The following is a 13879-nucleotide window of genomic DNA, read 5'->3' on the forward strand; positions in this document are numbered from 1 at the left end:
CCCATCGACCGGACCGAGGGTGCAGACTGTCCACATGAGTCGCGAACTCGGGGAGTTCCTCCGCTCCCGCCGCGCCCGCATCAAGCCCTCCGACGTCGGCCTGCCCGCCGGACTCCGCCGCCGCGTGCCGGGGCTCCGGCGCGACGAGGTCGCGAGCCTCGCGGGCGTGAGCGTCGAGTACTACGTGCGCCTGGAGCAGGGCCGCACGGCCGGGGTGTCCGATTCCGTGCTGGACGCCGTCGGCCGCGCGCTGCGCCTGGACGCCGTCGAGCGCACGCACCTGGGCAACCTGGTCCGCCCCTCCGACGGCGACACCGGCCCCAACCGCGTCCAGCCGAACGTGCAGCGGCTGATCGACCTGATGGACACGGTGCCCGCCGCGGTGCTGGGCAAGCGCTTGGACGTGCTCGCCTACAACACGCTGGCGGACGCGGTGTGCGGGTTCTCGGCGCACCCCGAGGCCGAGCGGAACATGGCCCGCCAGACGTTCCTGAACCCCACGGCGCACCTGTTCTACCCGGAGTGGGACAAGGTGGCCGCCGAGACGGTCGCCTACCTGCGGCTGGAGGCGGGCCGGTGGCCGGACGACGCCGGGCTGGCCGCGCTGGTCGGCGAGCTGTCGATCAAGAACGACGTGTTCCGGCGGCTCTGGGCGCGGCACGACGTGAAGGACAAGGTCTTCGGCCGCAAGGTCATGAACCACGACCTGGTGGGTGAGCTGGAGGTCGAGTGGCAGACGTTCGCGCTGCCCGGTGACGTCGGCCAGCACCTGCTGACCTACATCCCGGTGGCGGGGTCGGCGACGGCGGACAAGCTCGCCGTGCTGGCGAGCTGGACCGCGTCCTCCCCCCGCTCCTCTCAGTTGACGAGCTGAGCGAGCCGCACGAACTCCACGGCCTCGTGGACGATGTCACCGGGTCGTTCGTGCTGGTCGACGACGACCCGGACGGGATCGCCGCGGCGGGACAGCGCCCGGCGGACGGCGACCGAGCCGATGCCGGGCGGGGTGCGCAGGTACACGCGGTGCACGCCGACGGTGCGGGCCACCGTCAGCAGGCCGTCGAGCACGAGGTCGGGCGACGCGGTGAGCACCACGACCTGCGCGGGGCTCACCGCGTCGCACACGACCACCGGCCGGTCGACGGTCACGCTCGCGGCCAGCGAGCGCCACAGCGGCGTCCCGGCCTCGAACAGCACCGCTATCAGCCTCCCGAGTTCGGGCGCCGCGGCGGAGGCGCTCCGGTCAAGAGGTCGGCGGTTGCCCACTGCCCTGGTCCTCACGGCGTGGCGGCACGCCCTGCTGCTGACCACCGGGCTGCTGTCCCCGTTCGACGACCAGGCGCTCGACGATCGACGTGGCCTTGGTCGCGCCGTCGGCGGTCTGGCCGATGACGGTGACCGTGTCACCGACCGCGATGCCGCTGAGGTCGCCCTCGGCCCTGGCGTTCGGGCCGCCTCCGCCACCGACCACGGTGGTGCTGTCGATCGTGTAGGTCTTGGTGTAGCCGTCGGTGCTCTTGACCCCGATGGACGAGTCGGACACCTCGGTCACGGCTCCCACCTGGAACTCGCCGTGCAGGGTCGAGCCGAAGCCGCCCCCGAACGGGCCGCCCGCGCCGGGGCCGCCCATGCGGCCGTAGCCGCCGGGGCCCCCTCGCCCTCCGGGGCCCGTCCCGGTCGCGCCGACGGCTCCGTTGGCCGCGTAGATGGCCGTGCCGCCCGCCGCGGCGATGCCCACCGCGATGGCGACGGCGGCGATGGTCTTGCGGCCGGACCACGAGACCGCGGAGCCCTTCGGCTGCTCTGCGCCCCAGGCGGGCTCCTCCGGTGGCACGGCCTGCGGTGGCACGGCCGAACCCGGCTGCTCCGCCGGACCGTTCTGGTCGGTGCTCATCGTCGTTCCTCCTGCGCTCTCCCAGCGGGCGTCCACCCGCTGCGGAGACCACGGTCACCCCCGAGCCTGTGCGTGCGCTGTGCGTCGGATGGGCGACCGCTGTGGGCCTGCCCGTGCCGCTCACAGGTGGTACACAGGGTTCGCACAGCAGCGGCCCAAGGCCCCCGCCCACCCTGAGGACATGCGCGCGGTGACGACCAGCAAGAAGCACGCCGAACTCCGCCGCCCGGACGGGCAGGCGGTGCGGGTGCTGGTGGTGGACGACGAGTCCACCCTGGCCGAGTTGATGTCGATGGCGCTGCGGATGGAGACGTGGGAGGTCCGCACCGCGCTGGACGGCGCCTCGGCCGTGCGGACCGCGCGGGAGTTCCGGCCGGACGCCGTCGTGCTGGACGTCATGCTGCCCGACGTCGACGGGCTGGAGGTGCTGCGGCGGCTGCGCGCCGAGCAGCCGAACCTGCCCGTGCTGTTCCTGACCGCGAAGGACGCCGTGGAGGACCGCATCGCCGGGCTCACGGCGGGTGGCGACGACTACGTGACGAAGCCGTTCAGCCTGGAGGAGGTCGTGCTGCGGCTGCGCGCGCTGATGCGCCGCACGGGCGTGACCGGGGCGACGGCGGGCGCGGAGCTGGTCGTCGGCGACCTGCGGTTGGACGAGGACACGCGCGAGGTGCACCGCGGCGGCCGGTCGATCGACCTCACGGCGACGGAGTTCGAGCTGCTGCGGTACCTGATGCGCAACCCGAAGCGGGTGCTGAGCAAGGCCCAGATCCTCGACCGCGTGTGGAGCTACGACTTCGGCGGGCAGGCGAACATCGTGGAGCTGTACATCTCCTACCTGCGCAAGAAGATCGACGCGGGCCACGAGCCCATGATCCACACGATGCGGGGCGCGGGCTATGTCCTCAAGCCGGCACCCTAGGTCGTGGTCGCTGCGCACGCGGATCATCGCGGAGCAGATGGCGCTGCTGACGGTGGTCTGCCTGATCATCGGCGTGGTCACGATGGTGGCGTTGCGGGACTTCCAGATCGGGAAGCTGGACGAGCAGCTGAAGTTCGCGTCGGACCGGGCGTCGGAGTTCCGCGGGGACCGGCCGCCGCCCAGCGGGTTCCCGAGGTTCCCCGGCACGGTGACCAACGACCGCAATCCGCTGTCCGGACCCGGTCAGGCACCGGGGACGCTCACGGCGGTGGTCCACGACAAGACGATCACCCTGGCGTTGAGGTTGACCCCCGACCGGGGTGACCAGGAGATACTGCCCGACGCGGCACGTCCGCAGCTCATCGCCCTCACGCCCGACGTCGCTCCGCGGTCGGTGACGTTGGAGGGGCTCGGCGCGTACCGGTTGGTCGCCACCACGACGCCGTCGGGGGACGTGCTGGTGACGGGGTTGCCGCTGGCGTCGGTGAACGCGACGGTGCTGCAACTGGGGTTCGTGCTGGGCGGGGTGGCGCTGGGCGGGCTGCTCGTCGCCGGGCTGACCGGGGCGTTCATCGTGCGGCGGACGTTGACGCCGTTGCAGCGGGTCGCGGGCATCGCGACGCGGGTGTCGGAGCTGCCGCTGCACGAGGGCGAGGTGGCGCTCGCCGTCCGGGTGCCCGAGCAGGACGCCGATCCCCGGACCGAGGTGGGGCAGGTCGGCCTCGCGCTGAACCGGATGCTGGGGCACATCGGGGCCGCGTTGACGGCTCGGCACGCCACGGAGACCAGGGTCCGGCAGTTCGTGGCGGACGCCTCGCACGAGCTGCGCACGCCGTTGGCGGCGATCAGGGGCTACGCGGAGCTGACCCGGCGGTCGAAGGCCGAGGTGCCGCCGGACGTCGCGCACGCCATGAGCCGCGTGGAGTCCGAGGCGGACCGGATGACGGTGCTGGTGCAGGACCTCCTGCTGCTGGCCCGGCTGGACGCGGGTCGGCCGCTCGACGACGCCGAGGTGGACCTGACGCGAGTGGTCCTGGACGCGGTGAGCGACGCCCGGATCGCCGCGCACGACCACAACTGGCAGCTGGAACTGCCTTCGGAGCCCGTGACGGTGGTCGGCGACGGCGACCGGCTGCACCAGGTGCTGGCGAACCTGCTGTCCAACGCCCGCACCCACACACCGCCCGGCACGACCGTGACGACGGGGCTGTCGGTGTCACCGGGGCGGGGCGTCGAACTGACCGTGACCGACGACGGACCGGGCATCCCGGCCGGGCTGCTGCCGAACGTGTTCGAGCGGTTCACCCGCGGCGACGGGTCGCGGTCGCGGGCCGCGGGCAGCACCGGGTTGGGGCTGTCGATCGTGTTGGCCGTGGTGGAGGCGCACGGCGGCGCGGTGGGGGTGGCCAGCGAGCCGGGCAAGACCCGGTTCACCGTCCGGCTGCCCGCTCGCCGCTGACGCACGGGCCGGGCCATCGGCGCTAGCGGGCGCCTCGCACCAGACCGGTCTCGTAGGCCAGGACGACGGCCTGCACGCGGTCGCGCAGGCGGAGCTTGGTGAGGATGCGGCCCACGTGCGTCTTCACCGTCTCCTCCGCGATGGACAGCGCGCCCGCGATCTCCGCGTTGGACAGGCCCCGCGCGATGTGGCCCAGCACCTCGGTCTCGCGCGGGGTCAGGCCCGCGAGTTCGCGGGGCCGTGGCGGGTTCTGCTCCACGAACCGCTCGATCAGCCGCCCGGTGACCTGGGGCGCGAGCAGCGAGTGCCCCTGCGCGACGACGCGCACGGCGTTGGTCAGCTCGTCGGCGCGGGCGTCCTTGAGCAGGAAGCCGCTGGCCCCGGCGCGCAGCGCGTCGTACACGTACTCGTCCAGGTCGAACGTGGTCAGCACCAGCACCTTGGGGCTGACCTGGTCGGCGAGCAGCTGCCGCGTGGCCTGGAGCCCGTCCATGATCGGCAGCCGGATGTCCATCAGCACCACGTCCGGTTCGACCCTCCGGCACACCGCCACCGCGTCGAGCCCGTCGCCCGCCGAGCCGACCACCGACATGTCGGGCTGCTTGTCGAGCAGCGCGCCGAAACCCTCCCGGACCATCACCTGGTCGTCCACGACGACGATCCGGATCACCGTTCTCCTCCACTGGTCGGGATGACCGCTTCCACGACGAACTCGCCGCTGCCGTCCGGCCCCGCGTCCAGCGCGCCACCGAGCACGTCGACGCGTTCGCGCATCCCGGAGATGCCCTGGCCCGCCGCGCCGACGACGGCGACGATCCGGTTGCGCACGCGGACGCGGACCTCGTCGTCGTCCCACGTCACGCGGACGTCGAGCGGCTGGCCCGCGGCGTGCTTGAGGGCGTTGCTCAAGCTCTCCTGGACGATCCGGTAGACCGACAGGGCGCGCAGCGGCTCCAGGTCGCGCAGCCGGTCGTCGAATTCGAGTTCGACCGGTGTGCCGACGCGGCGGACCGACTCGACCAGCTCCTCCAGCTCGTGCAGCGTCGGCTGCGGGTTCAGGCTCGCCGACTCGCCGCCGCGCAGCGCGCCGAGGAGGCTGCGCATCTCGTTGAGCGCGTCCCTCGCCTTCTGCGCGATCTCGGTGAACTGCCGCGCCGCGTCCGGCCGCAGCCCGTCGAGGCGGTACGGCGCCGTCTCGGCCTGCACGGCGAGCACAGACATGTGGTGCGCCACGACGTCGTGCAGTTCGCGGGCGATCCTGGTGCGCTCCTCCCGCACGGCCAGCGCCCTGGCGATGTCCGCCTTCGCGGCGCGGGAGGTGCCGAGCAGCACGGCCGTGACGATGGCCAGCACCAGCACCTCCGGACGGCCGATGCCGACGAGCACCGCGCCGACGAGCGTCACGGCCGCGACCGCGAGGGCACGGGTCTGGGGCAGGGCGAGGCCGATCCCGTGCAGCACCAGCACGGTGGCGAACTGGCCGGGGGTGAACAGCGACCCCGGCGCGACGTCGAGCCCCGTCTCCAGCAGCCTGCCGGCGCCGCACGCCACGAGCAGCGCGACCCACGCCAGGACGGGTTCGCGGCGCCACCACAGCACCGGCGCGCTCTGGCTCGCGGCCAGCGCGACGCAGGTGGCGATCCGGGCGAGCGCGGGCCAGTCGTCGGGCACGGGGCCGCGGAGGAACGCCCACAGCGAGGCGCCGAAGAGCACCAGGGCGGCGAACGGCGTGAGCCACCGCGTCCAGCGCTCGACGTCAACCCCGCGCAGCCACGTCACGTCCGACCTCGCCCCCTCGTCGTTCCCGAGTGTCCCGCATCGCCCGCGCCAGCACGAGCAGGGCCAGGGGGTAGACCAGGTAGCCCACGCGCGTCGCGGGCAGCAGGGCGGTGGCGGCCGTGAGCCCGGCCGCGCAGAACCGCGCGGCCTCGACCTCGTCGCGCGGCGGCAGGCGCAGCAGCCGGACGCCGAGCGCCACGGCGACGGCGGCCAGGAGGACCAGCGCGAGCACCCGACCCGCAGGCACGTGCTGGGCGAGGAGGTGACCGGGGAACGGGCTGGCGGCGGGGGACGGGATCGGCTCCAGCCCGGCGGGGAAGCGGACGTCGTGCACCAGCAGGCCGTCCGCCGACGTCGCCAGGACGGGCAGCAGGAACAGGGCGACCACGGCCGCGGCGACTCCCGCCGTGGCGAGCGCCGGGCCACGACCGCGGCGGACCAGCACCGCCACGACCAGCACCACGGCCACCGGCCACGCGGTCAGCTTCGCCGCGCACGCCAGGCCGACGGCGAGACCCGCGGCGGCGTGCCGGTCGTCGCGGGAGAGCGCCAAGGCCGCCAGCAGCGCGCCGACGACCGGCAGGTCGTCACCGCCGGAGGCCAGCAGCAGGGCGGCGAGCGGGGACGCGACCAGCACGGGCCAGAGCCACGACGACCGCCCGGTGCGGCGGACGACGAGCAGGACGGTGGCGGCGTAGACCAGCGCGAACGTGGCACGGGGGTCGGACAGGACGGGTCCGAGGCCCGCGCGGTCGGCGAGCACGGCGGGAACGCCGAGCAGCGCCATCGCGGGCAGGTAGGGGAAGTACGCGTCGACCCCCTTGGTGGCGGTGGCCAGCTCGTCCCCCGTCGGGTAGAGCGAACCGGGCCCCAGCAGCCGCTCGGCCGCGTCGAACACCACGCCGACCTCGTTCTGCGCCTGGCCCGCGACCGCCATCCACACCAGCGGCCCGACCACGGCGCCCGTGGTCGCGAGCACGACCGGAGCCGAGGAGGCCCGCCCCCGGACCAGCGGCACGAGCGCCGCCAGCCCGTACGCGCACAGGGCCCACCACGCCCACGTCCGGTGGTTCGGCAGTCCGGTCCACGTGACGACCGCGGCGAAGGCGGCGCACGCCCCGTAGAAGAGGACGTCCCGCGTCGGCACGGCGGTCGACCGGGTGGTCGACTCGATTTCTGCGAGCACGCGGAACACCCCCTTCCGAATTGTTTCCCGAGTCCACCAGCGTAGGAATCAACGCTGGTCGGCACGTCACCGAGCGGAGCCAAAACTGAATAGCTCCCCAGAGCCAGCCACCCGTACCGAGTAGCTCTTGGGAGGCATGTCGAAATCGTCCTGGCGAACGATGACTTCCTCTGTCGATCCGGATAGCTTTCGGCGAATCCCATAACAGGACCAACGCACGATTACCGAAAGCCGGGACCACCACCATGCCGTTCGACTCCGCACGCCTCCGCACGCGACGGCTGCGCGACCACCTCGTGGACGACGGGATCCGCCTGCTGGCCCGCACCGGGCGCTGGGTGGAGCCGGAGCTGCTCGGGCTGCGCGGCCTGATCGCGCCCGGCGACGTGTGCCTGGACGTCGGGGCGGCGCTGGGCCTCTACACCGCCGAGTTCTCCCGACTGGCCGGGCCGACCGGACGGGTGCACAGCGTCGAACCCCTGCCGTTCGCCCACGCGCTGCCGTCGCGCCTGCTCGGCCTGCGGGACCTGCCCGGCACGACGTGGCACCGGGTCGCGCTCGGCGCCCGCGCGGGCACGTCCACGATGAGCGTCCCCCTTCGGCGCGGCGTCTTCGTGACCGGCCGCTCGTTCGTCACCGACGGGGCGAACGGCCTCGGCTCGAACGACGAGTTCGAGGACCAGGTCGAGTTCACCGTGGAGACGGACACGCTCGACGGGTTCTGCGCGCGGCACGGGATCGACCGCGTCGACTTCCTCAAGGCGGACGTCGAAGGGGCGGAGCTGGACGTGCTGAGCGGCGGCGAGGGAGTGCTGGAGAAGCACACGCCGACGGTGTTGCTGGAGATCGAGGCCCGGCACCTGCGCCGCTTCGACCGCAGCCCGGAGTCCGTTGTGGACTGGATGGCCGACCGCGGGTACCGGGCCTTCGTGTGGCACGGGTCCGCCTGGCGCGAGGTGCGCCAGGCGGACGACCGTTTCCGGAACTACCTGTTCAGCGTGCGGGAACCGGGTCAGCGGCCCCCGACGGTGTCGACGAGCTTCGAGTAGGCCTCGGTCGAGTCCGACAGCCACTTCGCGATCAACCCGGCGCGGTTCCGCACGCCGTAGCGGTCGAACAGCCTCTGCAGGTGGGACTCGACGGTCTTCGGCGAGATCGCCAGCCGCCTGGCGATCTCCTTGCTGGACAACCCCTCCGCGACCAGCAGCAGGACTTCGTTCTGCCTGGGGCTGGTACGCATCATTCGGCGCTTTCCGGCGCGGGTGTGAACCGGTCGATCGTGGACACCAGGACGTGGAGCAGCAAAGCCATCCCCCCCAGAGATGCACTCAGAATGTCGCCTTCGTCAGTCCATGAATAAGATCCTGCACGCTCCTCTTAATCCACGTTACGGAGGAACCAGGAGAGCGTCAAGGCGACTTCACCGCGCGCACACCGCCGACAGCGGCAAGCCCTTTCGCCTGTTCGGCGTAACTCGGGAGTGCCATCCTCAAATGCGGACTCGCCGAAAAAATCAGATCGAGAACACGTGGAATGGCGTTCGACCGGTCCATTCACGGACGCGGAAACGCCCGGTGACCGATTCGGCCACCGGGTGCCGGGGAAGGATCAGGCGGGGCCGACCCAGCGGGTCAGCGCCTCCTCGCACCCGCTCCGCGTCCCGCCCGCGGCCGAGGGCCACACCTCGGCCACGTACCCGTCGGGCCGCACCAGCACGGCGTCCACCCCGGGGAGGTCGGCGGTCGTCGCGACGACGACGTCGACCCGGTCCGCCCACTTGGCCGCGCCGCGCCGGAGCTCCTCGTCGTCCGCGAGGTCCAGCAGCACCGGCAGGCCCGAGGCGCACAGCTCGTGGAACCGCGCCCGGCCCGATCCGGTGAGCAGCAGCGGGTCGCCGAGCGCGGCGCCCGCCCGCGGGTGGTCGCCGCCGGGGTAGCGCAGGTCGGTCATGGAGAACAGGGCGTGCAGCCGTGCGCGCACCTCGCCGAGCTTCATCAGCTCGCCGTAGAACAGCTCGAACAGCGGGGTGTTGGCCTCGCCGGGCCGCAGGATCGCGATGGCGGCCCGCGAGTTGCGGATGGCCCGTTCGGCGACCGGGTGGCGTTCGAGGTGGTAGGAGTCGAGCAGGCCGTCCGGGGCTCGGCCGCGGACCTCGGCGGCGAGCTTCCAGCCGAGGTTCACCGCGTCCTGCAGACCGAGGTTGAGGCCCTGGCCGCCGAACGGCGGGTGCACGTGCGCCGCGTCGCCCGCGAGCAGCACGCGGCCGGTGCGGTAGGTGGCGGCGACCCGGCAGTTGTCGGTGAACCGGGTCAGCGACGTGGGTTCGCGCAGCCGGACGTCGACGCCGCTCGTGCGGCGCAGGCTCTCCTCGACCTCCTCCAGCGTCACCGGTCCGCGCCGCCGCTCCCCCGGACCCGCGAACTCGATCGACACGACCCTGCTCGGCGCGAGCGCGAACGCCACCACACCGCGGTCGGTCCGCCGCCACTCGCGCCCCAGCGCGTCGGGGTCGACGAGCTCGACCACCGCCTGGTAGCCGACGAGACCCGTGTCGCCGCCGGGGAAGTCGACGCCCGCGGTCTTGCGGACGACGCTCCCGCCGCCGTCGCAGCCCACGGCGTACGCGCCGCGGAACGCGCCGTCGGCGGTGAGCACGTCGACGCCGTCGGCGTCCTGCCGCACGCCGGTCACGTCGACGCCGCGCCGCACCACCACCCCGAGGTCGACCGCGCGGTCGAACAGCACGCGTTCGAGCACCTCCGGCCGGATCGGCATGAGGTCGGGGGCCGTGCCGTCGGCAGCCCGTCCGGTGCGGAACGCCGGTTCGACCACCTCCGCCACCGCGTCCGCCAGCACGTCGAGCAGGCCGCGGCGGTCCAGCGCCTCGATGGTGCGCGCGGTGATGCCGGGCGCGCGGAGCCGGGTGTCGAACGCGGTCTGGCGCTCCAGCACCTCCACCGACACCCCGGCCAGCGCCAGCTCTCCCGCGAGCATCAGCCCGACCGGCCCGGCGCCCACCACGACGACGTCGGCGGTCATGCCGCCCTCCCGAGGACCTCGTGCTGGACGCCGTCGAGCAGGCCGACGAGCGTCGCGTGGTAGCAGACCGCGAACCCGCCGCCACCCGCGTCGGCGGCGCGGGGAACGGCCCCGTCGGCCGACCGCGCCCGCTCGACGTCGGCACGGGCCCGCGCGAACGGCTCCACGGACGAGCCGAGGCTGCGGGTCGCGATGACCGCTTCCAGCAGGCGGTCCCAGTGCCGCGTCCGCCGGGCGTGGTCGGCGACCCGCTCGACCACGGCCGCCACGGACCGCCGCTCGGCGCTCGTCAGCCCCGTCCGCCGGTCGCCGAGGTCGGTCGCGTAGAAGACGGCGTGGGTGACGCGGTAGGCCTCGCGGGCGATGCGGCCGGTCGACCACGTCGGCGCCAGCACCTGCCTGCGGCAGAAGTCGTCCCAGCGCGGCTCGCCCCGCACGTAGCCCCCCTTCGCGAACGAGTGCACCTGGCCGATGGAGGTGGGTCCGCGACCCGACCGCCACAGCTCGGTGACCACGTCCTCGGCGGCGGGCAGGCGGACGCCGGTCGACCGCAGCCACGCGTAGGGCTGCATCAGGTACGGGCCGTCGTCGAGGTCGGCGCGCGCCTGCCGGAGGTAGCGCTCGTCGGAGCAGCGGTCGACCAGGAAGGTCCGCCACCGGTCGAGCACGCGGTCCAGCTCCGGCCACGGCGGGGTCGCGCGGGCGGCCCACGCGGTGAGGTAGGCGAACACCATCGCCAGTTCCCCGAACGGTTTCAGCCGCGACCGGTCCTCCCGACCGCGACCGCCGGACCCGGCCCACGGCGTGAACTCCTCCAGCCGTCCGGTGACCCAGTCCGCGCCGCGCTCCACGGCCGCGCGCCCGTCAGCCACGACCGCCTCCCCGGATCAGACCGCGGGACGCCAGGCTCCGCAGCACCTCGTCCCGCAACGCGGAGTCCTCGTCCTCCTCGGACAGCAGCGACGCGTAGGGGCTCACCGCGTGGCCGCCGGACAGCGCCCGGCGCAGCACCCCGGCCGCGCGCTGGGACAGGCGGTAGACGCGCAGTTCGCCGCGGTCCAGCAGCACGCCGCCGAACGGCAGCTCGTGGAACACGACGTCGTCGGCAAGCGCGATCACGACAACCCCCTCAACCACTTCTCGACGACGCACAGCCGGGCGATCTCCTCGCCGTTGCGGTGCACCCGCCCCGGTGTCAGGCCGTCGGCGAACCCGTGGCTCAGCACGCCGAGGCGGCGCAGCAGCGAGTCGGGGCCGAGCAGGTCCCGGCAGGTGGCGAAGTTCTGGTTCGCGAACACGGCGGAGATGGCGTCGATCCGGGCCTGCTGCATCCGGGTGCCCGCGCGGACGGGCAGCCCGCGGTTCGCGTACGCCAGGCGGAACGCGAACTTGTCGACCGTCATCCCGTGCCCGAACCCGAGCCGGTGCGCGGCGGGCAGCGCGAGCGCGTACTCGACCAGGTCGCGGTCGGCGTAGGGGGTGCTGAAGAACTTCCGCTTCGGCAGGCAGTGGCTCAGCCACGCGGCCTGGAGGTTCGCCGTGTTGAAGCCCTCGGCCAGCAGGAACAGCGACGTGAGGCCGGGCGGCAGGCCGCGGGTGGCGTCGCTCGTCACCGACCTCAGGCGTTCCTCGGCGAGGGTCGCGGCGTCGCGCAGCGCCCGCGTGACCCGGTCGCCCGCTTCGGCGGTGAAGCCGATGGGGTGCACGATCACGTCCCTGGGCGGCAACGCCGTGGTCGGGTCGGCGGACGCGAGCCTGCGCAGGTAGCGGAGGGACCCGCCGCGCGACGAGGTGGAGAACGTGGCGGCGGCGGCGTTCGCGACGGTCTGCCAGATCGGCTCCCCCGCGACCCTGGGGTCGAGCAGCCGCGGGCCCGCCACCTCGAGGAGACCGCGGTGCACGTCGTGCGCGAAGACCTGGTCGGACAGCAGTCCGGACAGGACGAACGTGGCGCCGTCGATCTCGGCCTGCTCGACCGCGGCCGTCACGCCGTGGGACGGCACGTGGGTCTGCGGCAGCCCGCCACCGTCCGGGACCTGGAGGTAGTCGCCGCCGTGCCGGGTGTGCTTGGACATCTCGTACGGCACCCAGGACAGCCCGCAGGCTCGGGCGACCTCCTCAGCGGCGCGCAGGTCGGCGTCGAAGCCGGGGAACGATTCGAGCGTGTAGTGGATGGCCGACCCGCGGCCCGGTTGCCTGCCCGCTTCCCAGGCGACGGCCGCGGAGTCGATGCCCCCGCTCAGGGCCACGACGAACGACCGCTGCTCAGCGAGCATCCGCGTGCACGCGTCGGCCAGGCGCGACCGCAGGCCCTCGGCGGCGTCGGCCAGGGACCGGGGTGGTTCGGCCACCGGCCGCAGCGCGTCGAACTCGGCGGTCTCGGGTCCGCCCGCTCGCACGGTCAGCGACCGGCCGGGGGGCAGCCGCCGGACCGCCGCGAACCACGACCGGTCGTGGGGGAAACCCCGCTCGGCGATGATCATCGGGAGCAGGTCGGCGTCGACGTCCTCCAGCGTCGGACGTCCGCCGTCCAGCAGCAGCGCCGGGTCCGCGGCCCACGCCAGCCGATCGCCGTCCGCCCGCCAGAACAGCGGGATCAGCGCGGTGACCGACCGGTAGAGCCGCGGCACGCCGTCCCGGCCGAGGTGCGCGAGCACGAAGTCACCGCGCAGCGAGCGCACGGCGTCGGCGCCGCGCTCGTCCAGCAGCCGCCGGACGGCGACCGCGGCCGACTCGTCCCCGCGCACGAGGCTCGGCGGGACGTCGATCCAGCCGGTGAGCTGGAGCCGGTCGACCGCGGGGACCGGGCGTCCGGACTCCTCGACCGGGCCCTGCCACACCACCGACCCGCCGCTCAGGTCGGCGTCCCAGACCGGCCCGGACGTCACTCGGGCCGTGGCGGAGGGCGAGGGGAGCCGGACCGCGCCCGCCATCCCGAACGCGGTCAGCAGCATCGGTCCTCCCCCTCCGGGTAGCGTTCGAGTTCCACGTAGCCGAGCGGCCGCTCCCCCGGTCGCCCGACCAGCGGCAGGTCGCCGAGCGCGGGCCACGCGTGCAGCTCCTCGCGGCCGTCGGCGAGTTCGATCACCGGGTAGCCGACCACGACCTCGACGGCGAAGCCGAGCCGCCGCAGCGCCGCGCACACGCCGAGCGACTCGTGCAGGCACAGGTGCCGCCCGCCGAACGTGCGGGCGAGGCCCATCACCCGCCACGCCGCGTCACGGGCCCAGAACGCCGTCGTGGCGTCCCGTCCCGCCCGCGCGGGCACGGGGTCGACCGGGGGGAGGGACTGCCGAGCGGCGGGCAGCCCGCCGCCGCGGAACGCCCTCCCCGTCCGCAGGTAGGCGCGCGTCGCGGAGATCAACTCGCGGTCGCGCACCCGAATCGCGGAAGGGGCGGACCCGTCCCCGAGCATCAGTGATCGGAGTCCGTCGAGCGATTCACGCCGGGTTCGAGAATAATTCCGCAGCGTCGACATTTCCTGCCTTTCGGAATTGTCCGAACGGCGTGGCCGCCCCTCTTCGGGACGACCACGCCGCGCAACTCACGACAGCGCGCCCATCACGGCGTCCAGTCACCGTCGATGAAGTCGTCCGTAGG

The 13879-nt window shown here is 73.6% G+C and carries 15 protein-coding genes; 4 read left to right on the forward strand and 11 right to left on the reverse strand.

Going from position 1 to position 13879, the window contains the following annotated elements:
- Positions 1–34 precede the first annotated feature (34 nt).
- On the forward strand, positions 35–874 hold the full coding sequence (locus tag VFZ92_RS33650; RefSeq protein WP_330880456.1) for a helix-turn-helix transcriptional regulator: 840 nt from the start codon (positions 35–37) through the stop codon (positions 872–874).
- On the opposite strand, the gene VFZ92_RS33655 is transcribed toward VFZ92_RS33650, so the two are convergent.
- Both VFZ92_RS33655 and VFZ92_RS33660 read right to left on the reverse strand, forming a co-directional pair.
- The gene (locus VFZ92_RS33655) at positions 859–1266 is read right to left on the reverse strand and encodes a hypothetical protein (protein ID WP_330880458.1); all 408 of its coding nucleotides are present in this window, start codon (positions 1264–1266) and stop codon (positions 859–861) included. The genes VFZ92_RS33650 and VFZ92_RS33655 overlap by 16 nt on opposite strands.
- Positions 1244–1894: a hypothetical protein gene (locus VFZ92_RS33660; RefSeq protein ID WP_330880460.1), complete on the reverse strand. Its 651-nt coding sequence runs from the start codon at positions 1892–1894 to the stop codon at positions 1244–1246. The genes VFZ92_RS33655 and VFZ92_RS33660 overlap by 23 nt, the downstream gene beginning before the upstream one ends.
- A gap of 181 nt (positions 1895–2075) precedes the next feature.
- On the opposite strand from VFZ92_RS33660, the gene VFZ92_RS33665 reads away from it, so the two are divergent.
- Both VFZ92_RS33665 and VFZ92_RS33670 read left to right on the forward strand, forming a co-directional pair.
- Positions 2076–2816 carry a response regulator transcription factor gene (locus tag VFZ92_RS33665; RefSeq protein ID WP_330880462.1) on the forward strand — a complete coding sequence of 247 codons (741 nt, stop codon included), beginning with the start codon at positions 2076–2078 and terminating at the stop codon, positions 2814–2816.
- A gap of 37 nt (positions 2817–2853) precedes the next feature.
- Positions 2854–4275, forward strand: a complete 1422-nt coding sequence (locus VFZ92_RS33670) for a HAMP domain-containing sensor histidine kinase (protein WP_330880464.1) — start codon at positions 2854–2856, stop codon at positions 4273–4275.
- Positions 4276–4297: 22 nt separating this feature from the next.
- On the opposite strand, the gene VFZ92_RS33675 is transcribed toward VFZ92_RS33670, so the two are convergent.
- From VFZ92_RS33675 to VFZ92_RS33685, 3 genes are read right to left on the reverse strand one after another with little or no spacing between them, the layout of a single operon-like run.
- On the reverse strand, positions 4298–4945 hold the full coding sequence (locus tag VFZ92_RS33675; RefSeq protein ID WP_330880466.1) for a response regulator transcription factor: 648 nt from the start codon (positions 4943–4945) through the stop codon (positions 4298–4300).
- Complete coding sequence (locus tag VFZ92_RS33680) at positions 4942–6054, reverse strand: sensor histidine kinase (RefSeq protein ID WP_330880468.1); 1113 nt, start codon at positions 6052–6054, stop codon at positions 4942–4944. The genes VFZ92_RS33675 and VFZ92_RS33680 overlap by 4 nt, the downstream gene beginning before the upstream one ends.
- Complete coding sequence (locus VFZ92_RS33685; protein WP_330880470.1) at positions 6032–7240, reverse strand: glycosyltransferase 87 family protein; 1209 nt, start codon at positions 7238–7240, stop codon at positions 6032–6034. The genes VFZ92_RS33680 and VFZ92_RS33685 overlap by 23 nt, the downstream gene beginning before the upstream one ends.
- Positions 7241–7485: 245 nt before the next feature.
- Here VFZ92_RS33685 and VFZ92_RS33690 point away from each other — a divergent pair, with 245 nt between their 5' ends.
- Positions 7486–8289: an FkbM family methyltransferase gene (locus VFZ92_RS33690; RefSeq protein ID WP_330880472.1), complete on the forward strand. Its 804-nt coding sequence runs from the start codon at positions 7486–7488 to the stop codon at positions 8287–8289.
- Here VFZ92_RS33690 and VFZ92_RS33695 read toward each other — a convergent pair.
- The 6 genes from VFZ92_RS33695 to VFZ92_RS33720 all read right to left on the reverse strand — a co-directional run bounded on the left by VFZ92_RS33695 (position 8253) and on the right by VFZ92_RS33720 (position 13658).
- A complete protein-coding gene (locus tag VFZ92_RS33695) occupies positions 8253–8480 on the reverse strand; it encodes a helix-turn-helix transcriptional regulator (RefSeq protein ID WP_330880474.1) in 228 nt (75 codons plus the stop codon). The two genes, VFZ92_RS33690 and VFZ92_RS33695, sit on opposite strands and share 37 nt — an antisense overlap.
- A gap of 368 nt (positions 8481–8848) precedes the next feature.
- Entirely contained in the window at positions 8849–10279 is a 1431-nt protein-coding gene (locus tag VFZ92_RS33700) for an FAD-dependent monooxygenase (protein ID WP_330880476.1), read from the reverse strand.
- Entirely contained in the window at positions 10276–11151 is an 876-nt protein-coding gene (locus tag VFZ92_RS33705; RefSeq protein WP_330880478.1) for a DUF6895 family protein, read from the reverse strand. Before VFZ92_RS33705 ends, VFZ92_RS33700 begins: the two co-directional genes overlap by 4 nt.
- Positions 11144–11398, reverse strand: a complete 255-nt coding sequence (gene adfB, locus VFZ92_RS33710; protein ID WP_330880480.1) for an actinodefensin-associated protein B — start codon at positions 11396–11398, stop codon at positions 11144–11146. The genes VFZ92_RS33705 and adfB overlap by 8 nt, the downstream gene beginning before the upstream one ends.
- A complete protein-coding gene (locus VFZ92_RS33715; RefSeq protein ID WP_330880482.1) occupies positions 11395–13233 on the reverse strand; it encodes an asparagine synthase-related protein in 1839 nt (612 codons plus the stop codon). Before VFZ92_RS33715 ends, adfB begins: the two co-directional genes overlap by 4 nt.
- A complete protein-coding gene (locus VFZ92_RS33720; protein ID WP_330880485.1) occupies positions 13224–13658 on the reverse strand; it encodes a lasso peptide biosynthesis protein in 435 nt (144 codons plus the stop codon). Before VFZ92_RS33720 ends, VFZ92_RS33715 begins: the two co-directional genes overlap by 10 nt.
- Between the last annotated feature and the right edge of the window lie 221 nt (positions 13659–13879).

The organism is Umezawaea sp. (genome assembly GCF_036375055.1).
GTDB lineage: Bacteria > Actinomycetota > Actinomycetes > Mycobacteriales > Pseudonocardiaceae > Umezawaea.

Coding starts and splice junctions, on each gene's coding strand:
- VFZ92_RS33650 (WP_330880456.1), top strand. CDS start 35: ATGAGTCGCGAACTCGGGGAGTTCCTCCGCTCCCGCCGCGCCCGCATC.
- VFZ92_RS33660 (WP_330880460.1), bottom strand. CDS start 1,894: ATGAGCACCGACCAGAACGGTCCGGCGGAGCAGCCGGGTTCGGCCGTG.
- VFZ92_RS33665 (WP_330880462.1), top strand. CDS start 2,076: ATGCGCGCGGTGACGACCAGCAAGAAGCACGCCGAACTCCGCCGCCCG.
- VFZ92_RS33670 (WP_330880464.1), top strand. CDS start 2,854: ATGGCGCTGCTGACGGTGGTCTGCCTGATCATCGGCGTGGTCACGATG.
- VFZ92_RS33690 (WP_330880472.1), top strand. CDS start 7,486: ATGCCGTTCGACTCCGCACGCCTCCGCACGCGACGGCTGCGCGACCAC.
- VFZ92_RS33695 (WP_330880474.1), bottom strand. CDS start 8,480: ATGCGTACCAGCCCCAGGCAGAACGAAGTCCTGCTGCTGGTCGCGGAG.
- VFZ92_RS33700 (WP_330880476.1), bottom strand. CDS start 10,279: ATGACCGCCGACGTCGTCGTGGTGGGCGCCGGGCCGGTCGGGCTGATG.
- VFZ92_RS33715 (WP_330880482.1), bottom strand. CDS start 13,233: ATGCTGCTGACCGCGTTCGGGATGGCGGGCGCGGTCCGGCTCCCCTCG.